Below are 23339 nucleotides of genomic sequence, written 5' to 3' on the forward strand. Positions count from 1 at the left end.
AGATGACACGGCCGCAAAGCGAACGAAGTGGTGCTGCCATGAATGACACCCAAATCACCGCCGTGTCGCATCGTTACAAAAAGACGGTCGCCCTCGATGATGTTTCTTTGGTGCTGCCCGCTGGAAAGATGGTGGGATTGATTGGTCCCGATGGTGTTGGCAAATCGACTTTGATGGGATTGATCGCCGGTGCCAAACAGATTCAAACAGGCCAAGTCGACGTGCTCGGTGGCTCGATGCAAGATCGCCATCACCGGCGAGCCGTCTGCCCCCGGGTGGCCTACATGCCGCAGGGCTTGGGTAAGAATCTTTATGCGGAATTGTCGGTCGCGGAAAACCTCCACTTCTTTGGAAGACTGTTCGGACAGGGCCGACGCGAACGCAATCAACGCATCGCCCGTTTGTTGAAAGCGACCGGCCTGGCCCCGTTCCACAATCGGCCTGCCGGAAAACTGTCGGGCGGGATGAAACAGAAACTCGGCCTGTGCTGCGCCCTCATTCACGATCCCGACTTGCTCATCCTGGATGAACCGACCACGGGAGTTGATCCGCTCTCACGGGAGCAGTTCTGGCGTTTGATCGATGAGATCCGTGCGCAACGCAGTGGCATGAGCGTCTGCGTCTCCACCGCATACATGGAAGAAGCCGAGCGGTTCGATTGGCTGGTCGCCATGAATGCTGGCAAAGTGTTGGCCGAAGGAACCCCGGAACAGCTCAAAGGCGACTCGGCAACCACCTTGGAAGAAGCCTTCATCCAACTGCTGCCCGAAAATGAACGGGGTGATCCCGAACCTTTGGTGATCCCGCCTCTGGAAGCCAAGAGCAGTTCACCAGCAATCGTCGCAAACGGCCTGACGCGGCGATTCGGTGCGTTCACCGCAGTGGATCATGTCAGCTTCGAAATCTCGCGTGGCGAGATCTTTGGCTTCCTTGGATCCAACGGTTGCGGCAAAACCACCACGATGAAGATGTTGACCGGACTGCTGCCCACCACCGAAGGAACCGCCAAGCTGTTCGGCAAAGTGGTCGATGCACATAACTTGGAGACGCGTCGTCGGGTGGGCTACATGTCCCAGGCGTTTTCGCTCTACGAGGAACTGACGGTCCGACAAAATCTCCTGTTGCATGCTCGCCTGTTCGCAATCGACGACAAGCTCCAACGTGTCGACGAACTGGCGAAACGTTTTGGATTGGTCGAAGAACTGGACCAATCGGCAGGTTCCTTGCCGCTCGGTGTTCGTCAACGACTCTCGTTGGCCGTTGCGATTTTGCACCGTCCGGAAATGTTGATCCTGGATGAACCAACGTCTGGAGTCGACCCAGTCGCTCGAGACAGCTTTTGGCGTCTGCTGGTCGATCTTTCCCGTCGCGATCACGTCACCATTTTCGTTTCCACCCATTTCATGAACGAAGCGATGCGATGCGATCGCATCTCGCTGATGCACGCCGGAAAAGTTCTTGCGTGCGACTCACCTCAACAACTGATCGACGCTCGTGGCGAACAAACGCTCGACCGCGCCTTTGTCGGGTACATCCAAGACGCCGCGAACGAATCTGATCCGACACAAACCGCCTCCCGTGATTCATCAACTTCGGACGCGATCCAGGTCGTCCCCTCGCCCAGCGAACCCCACGCTCCGCCGCGTCCACGCGGTTTCAGCCTTCGCCGGCTGCTCGCCTATTCCTATCGCGAGACATTGGAAGTCATGCGAGATCCGATTCGGCTCGGATTCGCGTTGATTGGATCGGTGCTGCTGATGCTCGTGCTTGGGTTTGGCATGACCACCGACGTCGAAGACCTCCGCTATGCCGTGCTGGACCTCGACCAAACGCCACAGAGTCGTGACTACATCCAAAGTTTCGCGGGATCGCGGTACTTCATTGAGCAACCGCCGATTCGAGACAACCAGGAACTCCAATCGCGTCTGGTTTCCGGTGATGTCTCATTGGCCATCGAGATCCCGCCTGACTACGGCAGGAAATTGCTTCGAGGCGATTCCCCCGAGATCTCGGCTTGGATCGATGGAGCGATGCCGTTTCGCGCTGAAACCATTGTGGGGTACACCCAAGGGGTTCACCTGAACTACCTCCAGGACTTGGCGAGAAAAGCGTATGGCAGCACCCCCTCTTTGACCTTTTCTGATCTCGAACTGCGATACCAATACAACCCGGGTTTCGAGAGTATCAATGCGATGGTCCCCAGTGTCCCAGCCATGCTGCTGGTCCTGATCCCCGCCATCTTGATGGCGGTCAGCGTCGCCAAAGAAAAAGAACTCGGGTCAATCACCAATTTCTATGTCACGCCAACCACTCGCATTGAGTTCCTGATCGGAAAGCAACTGCCCTACATTGCGATCGCAATGGTCAACTTCGCCCTGCTGACTTGGATGGGCATCCACGTCTTTGGCGTTCCCATGAAAGGCAGCCTGGCGACCTTGACGCTTGGTGCGGTGTTCTATGTGATGGCGACCACGGGGCTGGGGCTGGTCACGTCGTGCTTCACCAGCAGCCAAGTGGCTGCTGTCTTTGCGACCGCCATCATCGCGATGATGCCAACCGTTCAGTTCTCCGGCATGATGCAACCGGTGTCGACGCTCAGTGGCAGTGCACAAATGATTGGATCGCTGTGGCCCACCACGTACTTCATGCGAATGAGCGTTGGTGCGTTCACGAAAGGACTTGGTTGGCAAGACCTCTCCCCTGACCTCTGGACGCTCGTTGCATTCTCGCCCGTCTTCTTGCTGGTCAGTGCCGCTCTGCTCCGCAAACAAGAAGAATAGGTGGCACACGACCATGCGAACACTCCGAAACATCTTCTGGCTCACCTTCAAAGAGTTGCGCAGCCTGCGTCACGACAAGATGCTGATCGCACTGCTGCTCTTTGCATTGACATTCAGCGTCTACAGCCAAGCGACCGGCATTTCAACGGAGGTCCACCACGCATCGATTGGGATTGTCGACGAAGACCGAACGACGTTGTCGCACCGAATTGCCGCCGCGTTCTTCCCACCCTACTTCAATGAGCCTGTGATCATCTCGGCCGCTGAAGTGGAACCCATGATGAACAAAGACAAGTTGATGTTTGTCATCAACATCCCAGCCGGATTTGAATCGGATGCGATCGCAGGCCGAAACCCCGAGATCCAAGTCAACATCGACGCCACCGCTGTGATGCAAGCCAACATCGGTGCGACCTACATCCAGAACATCGTCAACAGTGAAATCAATCGCTTTGTCAGCGGCACCGATGAATCAACGCAGTTGCCCGCACGTCTGGTCGCACGGCGAGCATTCAATCCCAATGGTGATCCAACCTGGTTTTCGGGGATCACGGCGATCATCGACCAAGTCACCTTGCTGACCATTGTGCTGACCGGTGCCGCGCTGATTCGTGAACGAGAGCACGGCACGATCGAACACTTGCTGGTCATGCCGTTGACCTCGTTTGACATCGCGGTCTCCAAGGTCTGCGCCAATGGGTTGGTGATTTTGCTCGCCGTGATGCTGTCGCTTTGGTTGGTCGTCGAAAAGTTGTTGGACGTGCCGATTGCTGGTTCCCGTCTGCTCTTGCTCAGCGGCATCGCCTTGTATTTGTTTTTCGCCACCGCAATGGGCATCTTCTTGGGAACGCTCTCGGGATCCATGGCCCAATTCGCGTTGCTGGTGCTCTTGACCGTTCTGCCGCTGCAAATGCTCTCGGGTGCGATCACGCCCATCGAAAGCCAACCGGACTGGTTGCAACCCATCACCTACTTCTTCCCCTCCCGGCACTTCGTTGGCTTCTCCCAGTCGATCGTGTTTCGAGGAGCGACGTTGCAGGACGTTTGGGAACAATTCGTCGCCACCGCTGCTCTGGGCCTGACCTGCTTCCTGGCCAGCCTCGCCCTCTTCCGCCGTTCCATTGCGACCAGCAAATGAGCGACGGATCCGAGGTGCACCATCGACCCTGAATCGCCCCCGACGATTCCATTCACACGGTCACCTCCAATCGTTCCGCGTCACGGCATCGCTCGCGAGAACTTACGTAAGCAGGTCGGCAGGAATGCTCGGCCAGGATCATGAGAGCCGTTTGTGCATTCGCCCCGGTTGTACGTGGGAGCAACAACGCTTGCCAAAACAGTTCAATTCCCCAACGACTCTTGCCGACCTGCTTGGTCCAATTCAAGGAAAAACGCTGCCATTCGAGTTCCCCCCACGCCCAGCGGTGGTGCAGTTGATCGACGCCGCCTAGCAGTGGATTGCGCATGATGCACCTCTCCTGAAACGAAGTTTTTGGGGAGCGATCTACGTAGGTCGAGCAACGCCGTTCAGGCCTACGCGAGGGAGGCGGCCCGGGCATGTGAAACGGCTCGCACTCCCTCTCCCATGAGAATCTCGCAGAACGCTCGTTTCCCGCCCCCTCCCGCTGCGGCTTGTCGATTGAGTCGTCAACGAGGTTTGAACGCATGTAGGATGGCACTCTTGCCCGTCCGAGTTGCGGATGTCGGCCAAGAGTGGCCAACCGACAGCAAAATCGACTCGCCCGTTGCCAACGGGCGGGGTTCGCAAGAGCCTACAGGCACGGCACTTGGAATCTGCATGACCTCCCGACGACGTGGGGCAATGACAATGGACTCCCTCGCGATATGCTGAATGTCGCTAAAATCCAAGCCGGGGCGTTCGAGAAACGGTGACGTGACACCGGAGCAAACGGGTTGCATTGGATTCTGTTCATGGACTCGCTCACACTGGTTTCACTCCTGCTTGCTCCTAGTCTGCCTATTTGAGTCGCGAGATGCCTGCGCGAGAAACTCAGCCCCAACGTTCCGCCTCCCGCATCCAACACGAAATGAAATCGATCATGAGAACACTTCTTGCCCTGCTTGCCGCGTTCTGGTGCCACTCGACGGCGCAGGCCGACGCCCCTCCCAACGTGATCCTGATCTTTGCGGACGACCTCGGCCCTGGAATGCTCGGCTGCTACGGGCAACAAGTGGTTTCGACACCCAACATTGATCGCTTGGCTCGCGAAGGCATGAAGTTCAACAACTACTACGGTGGCGTTTACTGTGCTCCCGCCAGGTGGACTCTGCTGACGGGCATGCACGACGGCCGCAATGGCGGCTGGGCGCAGAATCGTGCGGGACTACCGATTTGGCGAGACGGGGGCCAGATCACGGAAGACGAGTTTCAAACGCGATTGGCGAAACACAAAGCCAACTCCAATCCGATCGCTGAGGAAGAAGTGTTCCTTGCCCAGGTCGCACAGAACGCAGGCTACAAAACGGCGCAGTTTGGAAAACTCGACCGCGGCTTTTTGACGTGGCACGAACGTGTGAAGCGATTTGGCTGGGATTTCTATGAAGGCTATTATGACCACCAGCGCTGCCACGGTTTTTATCCGCCTTATCTCTGGCGAAACGGCGAGAAGTTCGAACTCCCGGGCAACACGCTGGCCGACTGTGGCAAAACCAGCGAGCACGGGGATGAGCCGGTTGGCTATGGCGGAGAAACCTATTCGCAAAACGTTTTCATCGCAGGAATCCTGAAGTACCTGCGAGCCAATCACGACCGACCGTTCTTTCTCTATCACCCGACTCAACTGCCGCACGGCCCCGTCGCGATCCCCGAACTGCATCCTGATTTCGTCGATCATCCCACGATGTCATTGGCAGAAAAGAAGTACGCTTCGATGGTCAAAATGCTGGACGATCACGTCGGTTTGATCCTGGATGAGCTGGTCACTTTGGGAATCGAAGACAACACCGTGGTTGTATTCACCTCCGACAATGGGCACGAACTCTACTACGGCCCCAAGCCCAGCTACAAAGCTCAGAAGCTTCCCAGCGGCGAGCCCGCCAATCTGACGGATAAGAAATGGCGCACCTCCGAGTGCGATGATATTTTTGATGGTGCAGGTGGCCGGGCAGGACTCAAACGCAGCGCTTATCAAGGCGGGATGCAGTGCCCGATGATCGTCCGCTGGCCAGGGAAGATCGCGGCAGGAAGTGAAACAGATCTGATGAGTTCCCACTATGACTTTCTCGCGACCTTGGCCGACCTGACTGGCCAAGAAAAGCCTCACGGCAAAGACGGGATCTCGTACCTGCCCACGCTGTTGGGGCAACCGCAAACTCAGCAGCATGACTTCATCGTGGTCAACAACCGCTTCTCCGCAATGGGCAGCCGCGCGTTGATCACGCGGGAAGGACTCAAACTCGTTGAAGCAAACCGCAACAAGGGCATCTATCAACTCTATGACATTTCCAAGGACAACGAAGAACGGACTGATCTGGCGTCCGGTTTCCCTGAAAAGGTCGAGCAACTGAAGTTGGTCCTCCAACAAGAAGTGGATTCACCACGCCCCGATCTTCTTCCCAAAAACAATTGAGTCTCCCAACACAAAGTCGCGACAGCATCATGATTCAAACCGCACGAGCGTTCGCCTTCGCACTCTTGGCGTCGGTGGCCTGTCCCACCATTGCTGCCGATCCTCCCAACATCATCCTCTGCATGTCAGACGATCAGGGCTGGGGTGACACGGGCTACAACGGGCACCCTCACCTGAAGACGCCTCATCTGGATCAAATGGCAAAGGAGGGCGTGACGTTCACTCGGTTCTACGCCGCCGCCGCGATGTGCTCGCCGACTCGAGCGAGTTGTTACACCGGTCGCAACCCGTACCGATTCGGCGTCACCTTCGCGATGAAGGGCATGTTGGAACCCACCGAGATCCCCATCACCACGGTGCTGAAGAAGCACGGGTACACCACCGGGCATTTCGGCAAATGGCATCTGGGAACCCTTTCCAAAACCATTGGCGATCAAAAGCGATGGGGAACCTTTGCCGAGCAACCAGAGCGTTACCACTGCCCGCCTTGGGAGCGTGATGTCGACTCTTGTTTTGTCACTGAATCGAAAGTCCCAACGTGGGATCCTTTGATCACCCCGGGTCCGAGCAATCCGGGTCCGAGCAATCCGGGTCCGAGCAATCCGGGTCCGAGCAATCCGAGGCCGAGCAATCCGAAGGAACCCCAGCAACCACCACGTCAGGACCAGCCTTACGGCAACGACTACTTCGCCGGACCGAACCAAACCGTCACCGAAAACACTCACGGCGACGATTCGCGAGTGTTGATGGACCGAGCGATTCCATTCATTCGCGATGCCGTCAGCAAGAAACAACCGTTCTTTGCGGCGGTGTGGTTTCACACACCGCATTCACCCGTCGTCGGCGGCCCGGAATACCGCCGAATGTACCGCGAACATCCCGAGCCCACACAACACTACTACGCCTGTTTGACAGCGATGGATGAACAAGTCGGACGTCTGCGATCCGAGCTCAATGACTTGGGAGTGGCCGACAACACGCTGCTCTGTTTCTGTTCGGACAACGGCCCCGCGCGTCAGGGTTCCCCTCGGCACGTCGGGTCGGCAAAGGATCTGAAGGGCTACAAGCTTTCGATCAACGAAGGCGGCATTCGCGTGCCCGGCTTGCTGGTCTGGCCCGACAAGGTGACATCCGCACGCACGATCAATGCCCCTTGCTTCACGTCCGACTACTTCCCAACCATCCTCGACGCGATTGGAATCGAGTTGCCTGCCGACCGAACTTATGATGGAACCAGTCTGCTGCGGTTCGTGACGGGAGATTCCATCATCAGACAGAAACCATTGGGATTCCTTAATCGTGATGGCAAGGAAGCTGTCTGGATGGAACAACGGTACAAGTTTATCTCGACCGAAAAGGGTGACGCACTCTACGACATCGTCGATGATCCGGGCGAGACGACGGACTTGGCAAACCAAAAGCCAGCCATCGTGAAACGCATGAAAGCGGAACTAACACAGTGGAAAACAAGCGTGATGTCTGAGCTGGAGCGTGTGCCCTGAACAGAACCACTGCACACACATGCTGCCCCCCTGACACGATACAATGAGGCCCCCCTCCAACTTCGTCGCTGCCCCAAAGGTGACCAAGTTCCCGCCACACAAATTGATCGAACGACTTCCGATGGAGAGATTTGACTCCCAATCGTACTTCCTTCGCCTCCTGATGCGCCAGCCCTGGACATGCTCGACCGTCGCGATTTTTGCCTGCCTCGCGTTCTGCTCCATGGGACAAGTCCTGGCGGACGATCCGGCCGATCGTTTTTTTGAAGCCGAGATTCGACCGATTTTGGTCGAGCACTGCATTGCTTGTCATGGAGAAAGCGAACAGAGCGGTGGCTTGCGTCTGGATTCGAAACCAGCGTTGATTCAGGGAGGTGACTCCGGGCCTCTACTCTCCGGACCGCTCCCCAGCGATGTGTCCGCCGACAGCCTGCTACTCGAAGCCGTCCGGCGAAGCGACAACATCGCAATGCCACCGGACCAACCGCTTGATCCACCGCAAGTCACCGCGATCGAAACGTGGGTCGCGATGGGCATGCCCTGGCCTGAAAGTTCGTCGCAACTGCAATCGGCCGCCATGGAAAATGCCAAGGACCACTGGGCGTTTCAAAGCGTCAAGAATCCTCTCGTGCCTCGGTTGTTTGCAAACCCAACCGCCTCCAAACTTCAACCTTCCTCTGGAAGGGCCGAGCGAAACGAGGGGCAGACCGATCGCGAAGTCGTCCCCCATCCAATCGACGCCTTCGTCCTCCGCAAACTCGGTGAGGCGGGACTGTCACCTTCCCCCGAGTCCGACCGGCGGACCTTGATTCGACGATTGTCATTCACTCTCACGGGTCTGCCACCAAGCCCCACCGATGTTGACCAGTTCATTGCGTCATCGTCCACGGACGCCTATTCAGACTTGGTCGATCGTTATCTTTCTTCCGCACAATACGGCGAACACTGGGCTCGTCATTGGTTGGACGTGGCTCGTTATTCCGACACCAAGGGTTACGTGTATGCGCGTGAAGAGCGTTTTTGGGTGCACGCGTGGCGTTACCGCGATTGGGTCGTCAATGCTCTGAACGAGGACATGGCTTACGACCGTTTCCTGCTGTTGCAATTGGCTGCCGACCAGGTCGAATCCAAGCGTCAGGAAGACTTGGCCGCCATGGGATTTTTGACCGTTGGTCGACGGTTCTTGGGGGTCAATCGTGACATCATGGATGACCGCATCGACGTGGTGACTCGCGGCACACTGGGGCTGACGGTCAGTTGCGCTCGTTGCCACGACCATAAATACGACCCGATCCCCACCGCCGACTACTACTCGTTGTACGGGGTCTTCAACAGCTGTGAGGAACAACTGGTTTCGCTGAATAGTCCCGCGGGCTCAGAAGCCAATGCTGATGAAGCGTTCAAAGCGGAGTTACAGAAACGCGAAACAGCATTCCAGCAAAAGCTGAAATCAAGTCGCGAAGAAGCATCCAAGCGAGCCCGCAGCCGGGTTCGAGATTACTTGTACGCTCAAACGGAACTGGACAAGTATCCGCCCAAGGGTTTCGATCAGATCTTCGAGGCCTCGGACCTGCTGCCGGCATTCGTGCGACGTTGGGAGGCATCCCTGAGAACAGCAGATCGCCAGCGTGATCCGGTGTTTCTGCCGTGGCATCTGTTTTCCAAATTGCCGCCGGATCAGTTCACCGAACAGGCACCATCGGTGTGCGACGCCATCGCTGTGGCGACACCTGTGGAGATCAATCCTCGCGTTGCCGCCATCTTTGAGACGCCGCCAACCAACTTCACCGAGGTCATCGATCGTTACGGACAGTTGTTGTCGGAGGTCGCTGCCGACGAGCCGAACCAGAACGCTCCTGCCGACCACCGTCTTTGGCAGGTGATGTTCGGTCCGGCGTCTCCCTGCCATGTTCCCGACGAAGGAATCGTTCATACCGAAATCTTCTTCGACAGCAGCACCACGACCGCGTTGTGGAAACTGCAAGGCGAGATCGACCGCTGGTTGATTCGCTCCTCGCAGCCTCCTGGTTATGCGTTGATCTTGAAAGACCGTCCAGTTCCATCGGAACCTCGGATTTTCCGACGCGGCAACATCCTCACACAAGGCGACGACGTTCCGCGGCAATTTCTCGCAGTGGTGTCTCCCTCAGACCGCCAGCCATTTCAGGTCGGTAGCGGGCGTCTTGAACTTGCCCAAAACATCATCGACGAGTCCAACCCGCTGACCGCACGCGTGATCGTCAATCGCGTCTGGGCACATCACTTCGGAACCGGTTTGGTCACCACACCCAGCGACTTTGGACTGCGAGCCGAACGTCCATCGCACCCGGAACTGCTGGACTGGCTGGCTCATTGGTTCATCCATGAAGGATGGAGTCTCAAGAAGCTGCACCGTCTCATCGTGACTTCCTCTACCTTCCGTCAATCGTCTCTCGGACCAACCGGTGGAGCTGACCTGCAGCGAGCCATGGAGAGTGATCCAGAGAACCGGTTGCTGTGGCGAATGAATTCGCGGCGTCTGACGTTCGAACAGTTTCGCGATTCAATGCTCACGGCGACCGGTGAAATCGACCTGCAGACCGGTGGTAAACCCGCGGATCTGTTCAAAGCCCCATCCAACGTACGACGCACGTTGTACGGGTTGGTGGATCGCCAGTTCCTGCCCGCGATTCTGCGAGTGTTCGACTTTGCCAACCCTGACTTGCATGTGCCCCGCCGCAGCCAAACCACGGTGCCGCAACAAGCGTTGTTCTTCATGAACCATCCGCTTGTTCTGAAACGATCTCAGCAGCTGGCCTCCGTTTGCAGCGAAGGCGCTGAGCCTCGTCAGGCAATCGAACAAATGTTTCAGCGAGTGCTGCAACGGGCTGCAACCGAAGCAGAGGTGACCGACGCTTTGCAAGTTGCTTCCCAAGCGGCGACGGAAAGCACTCCCGTTCGGCCAACGGTCGCGGACTGGTCGTATGGGCACGGGAAGTATGACGAGGAAGCCCAACGTGTCCAAGACTTCGCATCACTTCCCCACTTCACGGGCCAAACCTGGCAGGGCGGTCCCAGTTGGCCGGATGGCAAACTCGGTTGGGTGAAACTGTCCGCAGTCGGCGGGCACCCCGGCAACACACGCAACACCGCGTGTGTCCGCCGCTGGACGGCACCAGACAAGATGACGGTTCGAATCGAAACTGAACTCCGCCATCAAGTCGCGGCCGGCGATGGCGTGCGTGGCTTCATTGTTAGCTCTGAGCAAGGTCAGCTTGGTGCGGCCAAGGTTCACCAGTCCTTAGCAGCTTTGAATGCCGAGGCAATCAAAGTGCAGAAAGGTGAAACGATTGACTTCGTGGTCGACATCGACTCGGTTTTGAACAGCGATCAATTCCTTTGGAAAGTAACGATCACCGACATGACTGAAGCGGTGACGACCGAGCCCGGAACTGCTTCTGATAGCGAGGCCGCTCACTCGCCCAATCGCGAGACGAAAACCGGGGCCGGCGACGCAATCGTTTGGGATTCGGAAGCTGACTTTCCGACCGACGAAGCAAACCGCCTGACGCCACTGGAGCAGTTGGCTCAGATTCTGTTTTGTTCCAACGAATTTTTGTTTGTGGATTGAAGAGGCAACGACACGATGAACATGAAACACTCAAACGCGTTCCATCCGCTACGGGGCCGATTCCAATCGCCACTCAGCCGACGTGACATGCTGCTCCGGTCCGGTATGGGATTGGGAGCCCTGGGGCTCAATTCAGTCCTGGCCGACGACAACGGCACCGGAGACGCGGTGATCGGCCCGCACTTTGGTGGGAAAGCCAAGCGAGTGATTCAGTTCTTTTTGAACGGCGGCCCCTCGCATGTCGACACATTCGATCCCAAACCCGCCTTGCAGAAGTATGCCGGCCGGCGACTTGGCGAAACCCTGACCACCGAACGCAAGACCGGAGCGGCGTTTCCATCGCCTTTCAAGTTTCAACGCTATGGTGAGTCAGGAATCGAAGTCAGCGAACTGTTTTCAAAGACAGCCGAGCACATCGACGACATCGCCGTGATCCGGTCCATGTACGCACAAGTGCCCAACCATGAGCCATCGTTGATGCTGATGAATTGCGGCGACTCCGTCCAGACACGCCCCAGCGCAGGGGCTTGGGTGCTGTACGGCCTGGGAGCGGAAAACAAGAACCTGCCCGGCTTCATCGCGATGTGTCCAGGTGGTCTGCCGATCAAGGACGCGGAGAATTGGCAGTCGGCCTTTCTTCCCGGTTCGTTTCAAGGCACCCACATCGACACTCAGCACACCCAGTTGAGTCAGTTGATCGAGAACATCGAACACCCACAGATCAGCACACCCGACCAGAAACGTCAGTTGGAACTGTTGGCCAAGTGGAATCACCAGCATCAAACCCCGCGGGTCGATCAACGTTTGGAATCCAGGATTCAGTCCTACGAGCTCGCGTTTCGGATGCAGACGGAGGCCAGTGACGCGTTTGACATCGCCAGTGAAACAAAGCACACGCGGGAGCGATACGGCGACACTGTGCACGGACGACAGACGCTGATCGCGCGACGGCTCGCGGAACGCGGGGTCCGCTACATCCAGTTGTGGCACGGGGCCGGTCAGCCCTGGGACAATCACGACAACATTGCTGACAACCATCGCAAACTCGCTGGAGAAATTGATCAGCCGATTGCCGCACTGCTGGACGATCTCAAATCACGCGGCATGCTGGAGGAGACTTTGGTCGTGTGGGGAGGCGAATTCGGACGCACGCCAACGGTGGAACTGACCGGTGCTGGTGCATCGAAACTGGGGCGTGACCACAACCACTACGGATTCACCGTGTGGATGGCAGGAGGCGGCATCAAGGGTGGAACCGTCTACGGGTCAACGGACGAATTTGGTTTCAAAGCCGAAGAGAATCCAACCAGTGTGCACGACCTGCACGCCACGATGTTGCACGCCCTCGGTCTCGATCACGAAAAACTGACCTACCGCTACTCCGGACGAGACTTCCGCCTCACCGACGTCCACGGAAACGTCCTCCACGACATCCTCCCCTAAGCAGGTACGCAGGTGTCATCGGGTATGTGAGCCGCTGGCGTTAGCCACGGTTTTCACGCACAACCGGGGCCAACGCCCAAACGGCTCCCATGGTTGTGCTTGATCACTCCTGCCGACCTGCTTAGCACCTTCCGGATCACCCCGGATGGTGCCACCCACCAAAATCGAGCGATTCGATTCTCGATACAACCGCGATCGGCGAGCATCCAAGCCGGTCTACCATTTGGAGATTGCAATGCACGCGAATAGCTTTTGGGTTGGTGCTCTTGCTTGGGCCAGTTTGTTCGCTGTTGCGACTGGCAATGCGAGTGCCGATGACCAATCGGCTGACCAAACGCAATTGCAACACTCGGACCTGTCCCAGTACCGAGCCGCCGACGGCAAACTCAAACCGATCCAGTCGGTTGCCGACTGGATGTTCCGTCGCCAGCAAATCATTGCCGGGGCAGAGTTGGCAATGGGGCCGTTGCCACAAACCGAAGCCTTGCCTGCGTTTGACACTCGAATCACCGAAGACGTGTGGATGGGAAAAGTGCGTCGAATGACAATGACGATGGCTGTGGACGACTCGGATCGTCTGCCATTCGATCTGTACCTTCCCAGCTCCGTTGCACAGTTCGTGAACGTGAACGCGCTAACAAACGTCATTTCTTCACCCAAATTGCCAGCCGTTGTCGCCCTGCATCCCACGGGGGCAGCAGGGAAACGGATCGTTGCCGGCCAGGGTGGTCGACCGGGTCGACAGTATGGAATCGAGCTTGCACAGCGTGGCTATGTGGTCATCGCACCCGACTACCCGTCCTTTGGCGAGTACGCCGACTATGACTTCAAACGCGACAATTATGCATCGGGCACGATGAAGGCCATCGCCAATCATCGGCGATGCGTCGACTACCTTGCCGAGCTGCCGATCGTTGATTCCGAACGCATCGGTGCGATTGGGCATTCACTTGGAGGTCACAACGCCATTTTCCTGGGAGTGTTTGACCAACGAGTGAAGGTGATGGTCTCCAGTTGTGGCTGGTGTCCATTTCATGACTACTATGGCGGGCAAATCGAGGGCTGGGCAAGTGAACGGTACATGCCCCGACTGAGAGACGAGTTTCAATTGGCCCCCGACAAGGTTCCGTTTGATTTCTATGAATTGGTCGCCGCGATGGCACCACGAACCTTTGTATCGGTCTCCCCCACTCACGACGCAAATTTTGACATTCGCGGCGTCCGCAAGGCGATTCCAGTGGCTGCCCAAATCTATTCGCTGTTTGACGCCCCCGAGGAGTTGATCCTGTTGACTCCAGACTGCGAGCACGATTTCACAAAGAACATGCGAATGGAATCCTATTCGATCATCGATCGTGTTCTCCAGCACACACCCATCGAGCCTGAACCTGCGACCAACTGATTCGCCGCCAGCTTCTTCGAGTTGGCACATCTGGGAGAGGTGAAAAGAAGCGGCTGTCCTTGAGGGGGCAGCCGCTTTCCATGGAAGCCGTTCGTTGACGGATGGCGGTTTCGCAACGCGATGGCCTCCGGCATCGACAACGGATCAGTTTGCGTTGCGGTTGAGCGGTTCCTCAACCACAAAGGCTTTGGGGAAGTCAGCGGCCGCGGATCCACCCTGTTCAACCCAACGCTTGTTGTTGGATCCTCCACGAGGTTGGTTCATGGGAATGTCCATGCCGCCTTCGTCGCCCAGCATCTCGTACAGCTGGTTTTCCATCTCCTTGGCAACCGATTGGTAGTCTGGGTCGTGGATCAAGTTGTTCAACTCATCAGGGTCGGTTTGCAGATCATAGAGTTCGTCGGTGTCCCACAATCCGTAGTAAGTGATGTACTTGAAACGATCTCCACGCAAGGCAAATTGAGTCGGCGTTTGGGGGAAGTTCTTTTCCCAGTAGTACACGTACAAGAAATACTTCCGCCAATCGGCGTCGCGATCGTTCGGCAGGTCAAGGAAGCTTTGCCCGTCCATGTAGTCCGGTGTTTGCAACCCAGCAGCATGCAACACGGTCGGTCCGACGTCGATGTTTCCAATCACGTTCTCAATTGGTTTGCCGCCCTCGAACAAATTGGGGCACTGCATCAACATCGGAACGCGAATTGACGCCTCATAGGAAACCCGTTTGTCGATCAACCCGTGTTCGCCCCACATGAATCCGTTGTCGCCCATGTAGATGACCAGCGTGTCGTCGTGAATGCCCATGTCCTTGAGCTGCTGCAAGACTCGACCGACGCTGTCGTCCACCGCGAGCACGGACTCGCAATAGCGGCGATAGAGATAGTCGAGTCCTTTGTCGCTGTGATACGAAAAGTCGATTCCGTGCCAACTGTTCTTCTGGTCTCTCACCCAACGCGGTGTGTTTTTGTCAGCGGAAAGCTCTTTTCCCGTCGGTAGGAAACTGAGATCAGCATCGGCGTAACGTCCTTGATGGCGCTCGGCGGGGGTGAAGTTCGAGTGAACAGCTTTGTGGGACAAGTAGAGAAAAAACGGCTTGTCGTCGTCTCGCTCTTTCAACCAATCGACGGCGTAGTCCGTCAATTCATCGGTGATGTAACCCTTTTGCTTGACCCGTTCGCCGTTGACGTTCAGGGTGTACTTGGGACCTGGTGGCAAGTAGTTGCCCTGCCCTCGGAAGCTGACCCAATGATCAAATCCGGGACGCGGGTCATCGTGGTGCCCACCCATGTGCCATTTGCCCACGAAGGCCGTGTCGTATCCCGCCCGTTGCAAGTATTGAGGAAAGAACAATGTGCCGTCGGGAACCACTCGGTTGTTGTCGATCACACGGTGCTTGTGTGTGTACAAGCCGGTCAAAATCGAGGCGCGGCTGGGCGAGCACAAACTGGTGGTGACAAACGCATTTTTGAGGTGCGTTCCGTTGGCCGCGATCGAATCGAGGTGCGGTGTTTCGAGAAACGGATGGCCGGCGCAACCCATGGCGTCGAAGCGATGGTCATCGGTCAGGATGAAAACCACGTTGCGAGGTTCGACCCCATCACGCTGGGGAGTGGGAGGAAGCTGGTCGGCGGCCTGGGCAATGGGGCCGCCCAAAGCCGCGCAGAGCAGCGCAGCTAGAAACGGGCGGGCTTGTGAAAGTGCGGTGCGCATGTTCAACAATTCTGAGGGGCGGGATGTGGGGAAGCCCGCCATTGTAATCGAATTGCGGGGATCGCTCCGTCGTCGAACGAAGATGGTCTCAAAGCCCCTGCCCCGACGCTCCGCGGCACCGCCGGACATTCGCTTCCAAGGTGCGTGGCCTGCCTGGTTGACTACTGGCTCTGGGCCGCGTCCCAGATCGCTTGGTCGGCTGCTTGGATGATTGGATCGAACTGTTCAATCTCGATGGCGTTGTTGCCTTGCTCGTGCTTTCGAAACAAGAACAAATAGGTTTCGTTTTGAGGGCGGTAGCGATGGAAGAAAAACTCGTTCTTTCGACCAATCGCTTCCAGCAACAACTGGCGTTCGGGAGCGTCCATCTTGGCGGATCGGGTGGAGTCACGCTGCTCGGTGGATTCGCCCAGCAGGGCTCCCCCCAGTTGCGTGGCTAATTCGCGATACCCCAGTTCGTTGGGCAACATGCGATCGTCCACCAATTGTTGATCGGTGGGTTTCCAGTTCAATTCCACCAATGCGAGTGATTGGGCTCGTGCAACATCACGCAGCATCTGCTCAAAGGCCTCCAGACCGGCTCGGTAGTGGGGACGTCGGTCCCCGGGCATTTCGACAGGAGTCAGCAGGATCACGCGGATTTGCCGCTTTTTCAGTTCGCCAACCAAGCTCAACAGGTCCGCTTGATATCGAGCTGCATTTTCCTCGAACTGCCCCGCTTCCGATTGTCCGTACCAAATCAGTGCGACCGTCGGGTTGGCTGCCTCAATGTCCGCCAAACGCCTGGCGCGGCCCGCTTCGATGTTGTCAAAACGCTTGCGAGCGATGGCAGACACGGTGTCGCCCGACCAACCGAGGTTGCGAAGGGAGAGCTTCCAGTCGGGCCGCTGCGTCTGCAATTCGGCTTCCAGTTTGTCTCGCGGTTGCATGCGTTCGACGAACGTGCCCCCAATGATGGCGATGCGATCGTTGGGACGCAGCAGCGAATCAACGTCCTCCGCCACGGCGGCATTTCCACCGACACCCAAGAGCAACGCAAACAGAACAACGGCGGAAACCTTCTTCACCATGACACATTCCTCTCTGTCCGATTCGTCATCGCCTCGCACGAATCGGTACAACCAGCCACCCGCGATCGCACCCACGATGGGTGCGGTCAAATACAACCAGAGCAGATTGTAATGGTTGGACATCACAGCGGGACCCAGGCTACGAGCCGGGTTCATGGATGCTTTGGTGAGTGGTCCGGCAACGAAGGCTTCCATGGCAATGGTAGCGCCGACGGCCAAGCCCGCCGTGATCGATTTTTCTTTCGCACCGGTTGAAACACCGACCACAATCCACATCAAAATCATGGTCATCATGAATTCCACCGCCCAGGCGGATCCTGTGGGCAAAGACGCCATCGTGCTGCCGAGCTTCACGTCGTCGACCCCGAACACCATTGCCAAGGAACCGGCCGCGAGCAACGCGCCGGTGCATTGAGCGACGATGTAGGCGGCCGCATCGAGGAGGGGGAAGCGGCCCACGCTCGCGAATGCAATGGAGACAGCCGGGTTCATGTGAGCTCCCGATAAATCTCCGATCGAGTAGATCATCGTCATCACGATCAACCCCCAAACGGTGGCCACACCCACATGAGTCAGCATGCCGGTCTGATTGTCGACCACCATGGCCCCGCACCCAATCAGCACCAAGCAGTAGGTGCCGATGACTTCACAAACTGAACGTCGGAGTAAAGAAAGCTGCATCGCGGGCAATCAAGCTCGGGTGGTGGGAAGGGGAATGACGTCTTCGATGTGATGGGCATCGACACGCAGCATTAGCAATCGGTCGACTCCGAGCGCCACGCCGCTGCATGGTGGCAGGCCCCGACGCATGGCTTGCAGCAACGTCGTTTCGACGGTCAAGGCTTGGCGTCCGTGGGCGACACGAATTTGGTTGCTGAGTTCATAACGTTTCCGAAGTTCTTCTGCGTCCAGGAGTTCGTCGTAGCCGTTGGCCAACTCAACGCCGCGGTAGAACAGTTCAAAGCGGTCGGCGCACTGCGGGTCATCCTGGCAGGGTTTCGCGAGCGCGGCTTGTGTCACAGGATACCGAGTCAGGATGGTCGGAGTGTCAGTGGCCAGGTGGGGTTCGATCTGTTCGCTCAACAAAACATCGAGCAAAGCGTCGCGATCCAGCCCAATGGAGTGAGCCAGCGTCGTGTCCATTTGGGCGACACGGGCCTGCAGGTCTTGGACTGCGATCTCAATTGGATCGAATCCGAGATGTTGTTGAAAAGCCTCGCGGTAAGTGATCGTTCGGTAGGGACGCGTGTTCAGTATTTCGACGGCCAAGCTACCCAGCATCTCGATCGCCGACGCCGCATCGCCGCCAACCTCATACCATTCCAACATGGAAAACTCGACGTTGTGACGCGATCCCGTCTCGCCTTTGCGAAACACGGGTGTGATCGCGTAAATCGACGGAGCACCTTCGGCCAACAAGCGTTTCATGGCGGATTCAGGTGACGTTTGCAAGTAAAAGGTCGCGGGCGAATCTGGCCCGCCAACCAATCCGACTTGCGCCCCGTCCACCTCAATGGGGTCCAAGAATGCGTCGACCACGCAGTCGCGACTCAAACACGGTGGCTGGACTTCGACCAAGCCTCGGTCGTCGAAGAATCGGCGAAGGTCGCGAAGGAGATCGGATCTCTGACGCAAGCGGTCCGCGAACGTGGGAATCAATGGCGGATCGGGCATCGGAGACAGCAGATGGGCGGGTTGGAGGGCGGTGCGGACGGGAAATAGCCGGCGGAGAGACGCTCAAAACGAGCGTTTTCGCCCTCTCGATCAAGCTGTTTTCCTGAGAATAGGGGCATCGAAAGAACAATTACATAACCGTTACACGCTTTTACATCAGGGGTGACGTCGAAAAGGCATTGCGTTGCTATTCTTCCGGCGGAAACGAGACGTCGGTCATTTTCAGGCTGCGTCTCACGACTTATTTAACGCACCACGAGACCAGGATCGTTCTCTGATGTCGACCGTTGTTGAACCAACCAAGAATCGCGCCCCTGCCAAGAGCAAGGGCAATGCTGACCAAACCACGTCCCACGCACCCGAATCCACCACGCTGGAATCGCCGGAATCAGGCGGCAAGTTGCGTTTGGACCAGCCTCGAGCCGAAGACGCCGACGGTTTCTCGTCGCTCGTCGCTCAAAAGGCCGCCAAGAAGCGAGATTTGGCCAAGCCGACGAAAGCTGACCGAGTTCGTGCTTCCAACATCAGTTGGTGGGCCGTCGGTTGGTTGGCCATGGCACATATTGTTTGTTTGGCCGCACCTTTCACTTTCACTTGGACCGCTCTGATCACCGCGTTGGTGCTTCACTGGGTCGCTGGCAGCCTCGGCATTTGCCTTGGTTACCACCGGTTGCTGACGCACACCGGCATGAAAACCTACAACTGGGTGCGATACCTTTTCGCTGGGATCGGTTGTTTTGCTGGCGAAGGTTCGCCTTTGGATTGGGTTGCCGATCACCGCAAACACCACGCTCACAGTGACCTCGAAGGCGACCCGCACTCGCCTCGCGATGGTGGCATCTGGAGCCACATTTTCTGGCTCGCATTTCACACGCACAACGGTGACCGCGACGCTTACCTGACTCGTTGGGTGCCGGACCTGTACAAAGACCCAGCCATGCGGGCGTTTGACCTGTTGTTCTTGCCCATTCACATCGTCGCTTCGTTTGCCCTGCTCGGTATCGGCTACGCGTTCGGTGGCTGGGAACTGGGGATCTCGATGTTGGTCTGGGGCATGTTTGTCCGCTTGGTCGCTGTGTTGCATGCGACTTGGATGGTCAACAGTGCTTCCCACATTTGGGGCTACAAGAACTACGAAACCACCGACGACAGCCGCAACAACTGGTTGGTCGCGATCGTGGCATACGGCGAAGGCTGGCACAACAACCACCACGCTTACCCACGGATGGCCAAACACGGTCACAAATGGTGGGAATTCGACATCACTTGGCAAGCCATCAAACTGCTCCGTGCAGTTGGCTTGGTCTGGGACGTGGTCGATTATCGCACCGTCGCTGAAAAGAAAGCTCGCGACGCGAAGAAGACTGCCGCAGCCTAACGCACCTGCGTTCTCAGAGCCTCGGAACGGTCTATTCGGGGCTTGACCAAACAACCAACAGCCGACCTCACACGAGGCCGGCTGTTTTCGTGCGCGGACGATGTCGTCGCCACAAAAGGTGGGACGTCCGGAGTCGAATCCAGTGTCTCGGCGGACGACGTCGCCCCACGTCAACCCATCCGGCTTGCGCGCTACGTGACGTTGTTGAAGTGGGCAGCGCGACCCGGCTGATCTTGGTGTTGGCTTGGAGGGTTCATCATCCGTTGTTGGAACGGCTAAGCTGCCACCGTTTGGCAGATAAGCGGTTTTGGTATTCGCCACCGTCCCCAAAGGCAGCCGGGTTTGACGCCCAAAGCGATCGTGGGGGATCCCCAATCATTCCCGGCTGCCTGCTTCGCTGACCAAGGGGATCACCAGTCCCGTTCTGACCGCCCGCGACAGGAAACAGCGTCTCGGAAGACGACCTAGCAGACGAAGCTTGGTCGGAGGAGCCAATCCCAGGTTGTGAAATCGCCCCGACCCTCGTATTGTCCGGCAGTTTCTTTCCTTGGGGCTTCGGAGACCATGAACCCGATTCTCGTTCTCCTCTGTGTGATCGCTTTAGGCCTGCTGATTGGCCGTGTTTCGTTTCGCGGCATTTCGCTGGGCACGTCTGCGATTTTGTTTGTCGCGTTGCTCGCCGGGCATTTTGGCTGGAGCATCCCAACCGGCTTCGGCACCTTGGGACTGGCGCTGTTTGTGTATTGCGTCGGCATCTCGGCGGGACCGACCTTTTTTCGAGGGCTCGCGTCTCATGGCCGAGCCATGGCGATCACCGGATCTGTGATTGTGCTGACCGGAGTCGCAGTGACGTGGGTGTGCGCTCGGTTGTTGGATCTCCCCGCCGAGTTGGCTGGCGGTTTGATGGCTGGTGCAATGACCAGCACCCCTGCCCTGGGTGCGATCACCCAGTCATCCGATGATCCGGCTGCGGTCGCGGTGGGGTTTGGTGTGGCGTATCCGATTGGGATCATCGCCGTCGTTCTGTTTGTGCAGATCGCGATCAAACTGTTCGCCAAGACGAGTGACGACGAACTCGATTCCAGTTCGGATTCTTCAGAACCTTCCACTGCTGAAATCGCGGAGTCGAGCAGCATTGGGCGACGTGTGGTGCGAATCGCGAATCCAGTGGTGGCGGGGAAACGGCCCAGCGATATCGCCGCGTTTGCGGATTCACCTTGCCAGATGTCGCGTGTTCAACGCGAAGGTCGCTGGCGTCCCACGCCTCCAAATTACAAATTTGAAATTGGCGATGAAGTCATGTTGGTTGGCGGTTCGTTGGAGATCCGCCGGGTGTCGGAAACATTGGGCGAGCTGCAAGACACGGCGGATCCGGTGGTCGATGCGGATCGAGAACGCCGTTATGTCGTTGTCACATCACCAGAGATTTATGGTCGCACGCTGAAAGAGTTGCGTCTGCGGTCGAAGTACGGTGTGACGATCGTTCGTGTCCAGCGTCACGACGTTGAGTTTGTTCCCTCTTCGCGCACTCGAATTGAGTTTGGCGATGGTTTGGTCGCCGTTGGAGAGCCGGATGCACTGGCAAAAATCGCGACGGCTGTTGGTCATCGACCTCGAACGGTGAACGAAACCGACCTATTGTCTTTGGTCGCCGGCATTGTGCTGGGGATTTTTGTCGGCAATCTGTCATTGCGAATCGGCGAGTTCTCGATGTCGTTGGGAATCGCCGGCGGTCCCTTGATGGTGGGACTGATCCTAGGTCACTTCCGTCGACTCGGGCCGATCCGTGGTTCGTACCCTCCCGCCGCGATGTTGTTGATGACGGAAGGAGGACTGGCGTTGTTCTTAGCCGATGCGGGATTGAACGCCGGAGCCAACGTGGTCGAAGTGCTGATGGAACGCGGCGTTATGCTGTGTGTGGCCGCAGCGGCCATCGCCATCATTCCGTTGCTGGTGGGCTTTGCCGGTTCCCGGTATTTTGGCGGACGAACGCTTTGGCAGTCGCTCGGTGCGACCTGTGGAGGGATGACATCCACGCCGGGATTGGCCGTTCTGACGGGGGCGACGGATTCCAGCCAACCGGCAACCAGCTACGTCGCGGCGTACCCAGTGGCCTTGGTTTTAATCACGGTTGCCGCACCTTGGTTGGTTGATCTGATCGGCTGATGAGGTGATCGTCCAATCGGTCAGACCGCCTGACGGATCACTCCGTCTCAGCCATGTCACGTGCGTGGTAGCTGCTTCGCACGAACGGGCCGCTGGCGACCTTCTTGAATCCCATTGACTTCGCAATGTCAGCCAGTTCGTCGAATTCTTCTGGTGGCACGTAGCGAACCACGGGCAGATACTTGTCGCCAGGTTGCAGGTACTGGCCCAGGGTCAAGAAGTCGACGTCGTGTTCGCGAAGATCGGACAGTGCGTCCAGCAATTCGCCTCGTTCTTCGCCCAACCCCAACATCAAACCACTTTTGGTTTTGACTTCGGCGTCGTAGCGTTTGACTTCCCGCATCATTTGCAGCGTCCACGCGTAATCGCTCTTGGGGCCGCGAACTCGACGATACAGGCGTGGCACGGTTTCCATGTTGTGGTTGAACACGGTGGGCTTGGCTTCGATCACGCGAGCCAGGGCTTCTTTGCAATGCACAAAGTCAGGCGTCAAGACTTCCGTGGTCGCTCCGGTGCGTTCGCGAACAGCGATGACGCAGTTGTGGAAATGATCGGCACCGCCGTCGGGCAGGTCGTCTCGGGTGACGCTGGTGATGACAACGTGTTTCAGTCCCAAACGCTCCGCCGCTTTCGCGATTCGTTCCGGTTCATCGACGGCGGGGGCCGCTGGTGGACGGCCTCGGCTGACGGCACAGAATCCACAGGGCCGTGTGCAGACGTTGCCCAACACCATGAACGTCGCCGTCTGCTGGCTGTAACATTCCATCCGGTTGGGGCACTTGGCGTTGTCGCAAACGGTTTCCAACCCGTACTCCTCCATCAGCGAATCGGTCAGGTGATTCGAGTTGGATTTTGGGATGGGACGTTTGAGCCAGCGGGGCAACCGTCCCGTCGAGCTGACGTCGGTGCCCGCAGGCATTTCTGGTTCCGCGACAACTGGCAATCGAAAAGCCATCGGCGTCTATCCGGATGAAAGGCAAAAAATCAAAAATCAATGGTCAGCGGGGGACTGAACCG

At 57.4% G+C, this 23339-nt stretch carries 14 protein-coding genes; 9 read left to right on the top strand and 5 right to left on the bottom strand.

Annotated features, from left to right (window positions below; all coding sequences use genetic code 11):
* Nucleotides 1-38: 38 nt before the first annotated feature.
* Nucleotides 39-2780: a ribosome-associated ATPase/putative transporter RbbA gene (gene rbbA / locus UH5x_RS06000; RefSeq protein WP_482635081.1), complete on the top strand. Its 2742-nt coding sequence runs from the start codon at nt 39-41 to the stop codon at nt 2778-2780.
* Nucleotides 2781-2793: 13 nt separating this feature from the next.
* Entirely contained in the window at nt 2794-3918 is a 1125-nt protein-coding gene (locus UH5x_RS06005) for an ABC transporter permease (protein WP_482635082.1), read from the top strand.
* A 52-nt stretch (nt 3919-3970) separates the two neighbouring features.
* Here the strand turns inward: UH5x_RS06005 and UH5x_RS06010 are convergent, their stop codons facing one another.
* Entirely contained in the window at nt 3971-4246 is a 276-nt protein-coding gene (locus tag UH5x_RS06010) for a hypothetical protein (RefSeq protein ID WP_482635083.1), read from the bottom strand.
* Between the two features lie 582 nt (nt 4247-4828).
* Between UH5x_RS06010 and UH5x_RS06015 the strand changes: the two genes are divergently transcribed.
* The 5 genes from UH5x_RS06015 to UH5x_RS06035 all read left to right on the top strand — a co-directional run bounded on the left by UH5x_RS06015 (nt 4829) and on the right by UH5x_RS06035 (nt 14327).
* Complete coding sequence (locus UH5x_RS06015; protein ID WP_482635084.1) at nt 4829-6370, top strand: arylsulfatase; 1542 nt, start codon at nt 4829-4831, stop codon at nt 6368-6370.
* 29 nt (nt 6371-6399) lie between these two features.
* Nucleotides 6400-7872, top strand: coding sequence for a sulfatase family protein (locus UH5x_RS06020; RefSeq protein WP_482635085.1), 1473 nt, complete (start codon nt 6400-6402; stop codon nt 7870-7872).
* A 121-nt stretch (nt 7873-7993) separates the two neighbouring features.
* Nucleotides 7994-11482 (top strand): PSD1 and planctomycete cytochrome C domain-containing protein, encoded by a 3489-nt coding sequence (locus tag UH5x_RS06025; protein ID WP_482635086.1) that lies wholly within the window; start codon nt 7994-7996, stop codon nt 11480-11482.
* Nucleotides 11483-11503: 21 nt separating this feature from the next.
* Complete coding sequence (locus tag UH5x_RS06030) at nt 11504-12925, top strand: DUF1501 domain-containing protein (protein WP_482635087.1); 1422 nt, start codon at nt 11504-11506, stop codon at nt 12923-12925.
* Nucleotides 12926-13070: 145 nt separating this feature from the next.
* Complete coding sequence (locus tag UH5x_RS06035) at nt 13071-14327, top strand: alpha/beta hydrolase (RefSeq protein WP_482635088.1); 1257 nt, start codon at nt 13071-13073, stop codon at nt 14325-14327.
* 144 nt (nt 14328-14471) lie between these two features.
* Here UH5x_RS06035 and UH5x_RS06040 read toward each other — a convergent pair whose 3' ends face one another.
* The 3 genes from UH5x_RS06040 to epmA form a co-directional block, all read right to left on the bottom strand.
* Nucleotides 14472-16076: a sulfatase family protein gene (locus tag UH5x_RS06040; RefSeq protein ID WP_482635089.1), complete on the bottom strand. Its 1605-nt coding sequence runs from the start codon at nt 16074-16076 to the stop codon at nt 14472-14474.
* 119 nt (nt 16077-16195) lie between these two features.
* Nucleotides 16196-17785 (bottom strand): aquaporin, encoded by a 1590-nt coding sequence (locus tag UH5x_RS06045; protein ID WP_482635090.1) that lies wholly within the window; start codon nt 17783-17785, stop codon nt 16196-16198.
* Between the two features lie 9 nt (nt 17786-17794).
* Entirely contained in the window at nt 17795-18778 is a 984-nt protein-coding gene (epmA, locus tag UH5x_RS06050; protein ID WP_047813916.1) for an EF-P lysine aminoacylase EpmA, read from the bottom strand.
* Nucleotides 18779-19055: 277 nt separating this feature from the next.
* Here epmA and UH5x_RS06055 point away from each other — a divergent pair, with 277 nt between their 5' ends.
* The gene (locus UH5x_RS06055; RefSeq protein WP_047813915.1) at nt 19056-20156 is read left to right on the top strand and encodes an acyl-CoA desaturase; all 1101 of its coding nucleotides are present in this window, start codon (nt 19056-19058) and stop codon (nt 20154-20156) included.
* 564 nt (nt 20157-20720) lie between these two features.
* Nucleotides 20721-22322, top strand: coding sequence for an aspartate:alanine exchanger family transporter (locus tag UH5x_RS06060; protein ID WP_047813913.1), 1602 nt, complete (start codon nt 20721-20723; stop codon nt 22320-22322).
* Nucleotides 22323-22359: 37 nt separating this feature from the next.
* On the opposite strand, the gene lipA is transcribed toward UH5x_RS06060, so the two are convergent.
* Entirely contained in the window at nt 22360-23277 is a 918-nt protein-coding gene (gene lipA / locus UH5x_RS06065) for a lipoyl synthase (RefSeq protein ID WP_482635091.1), read from the bottom strand.
* Nucleotides 23278-23339 lie beyond the last annotated feature (62 nt).

This window comes from Rhodopirellula sp. UH5, assembly GCF_056839225.1.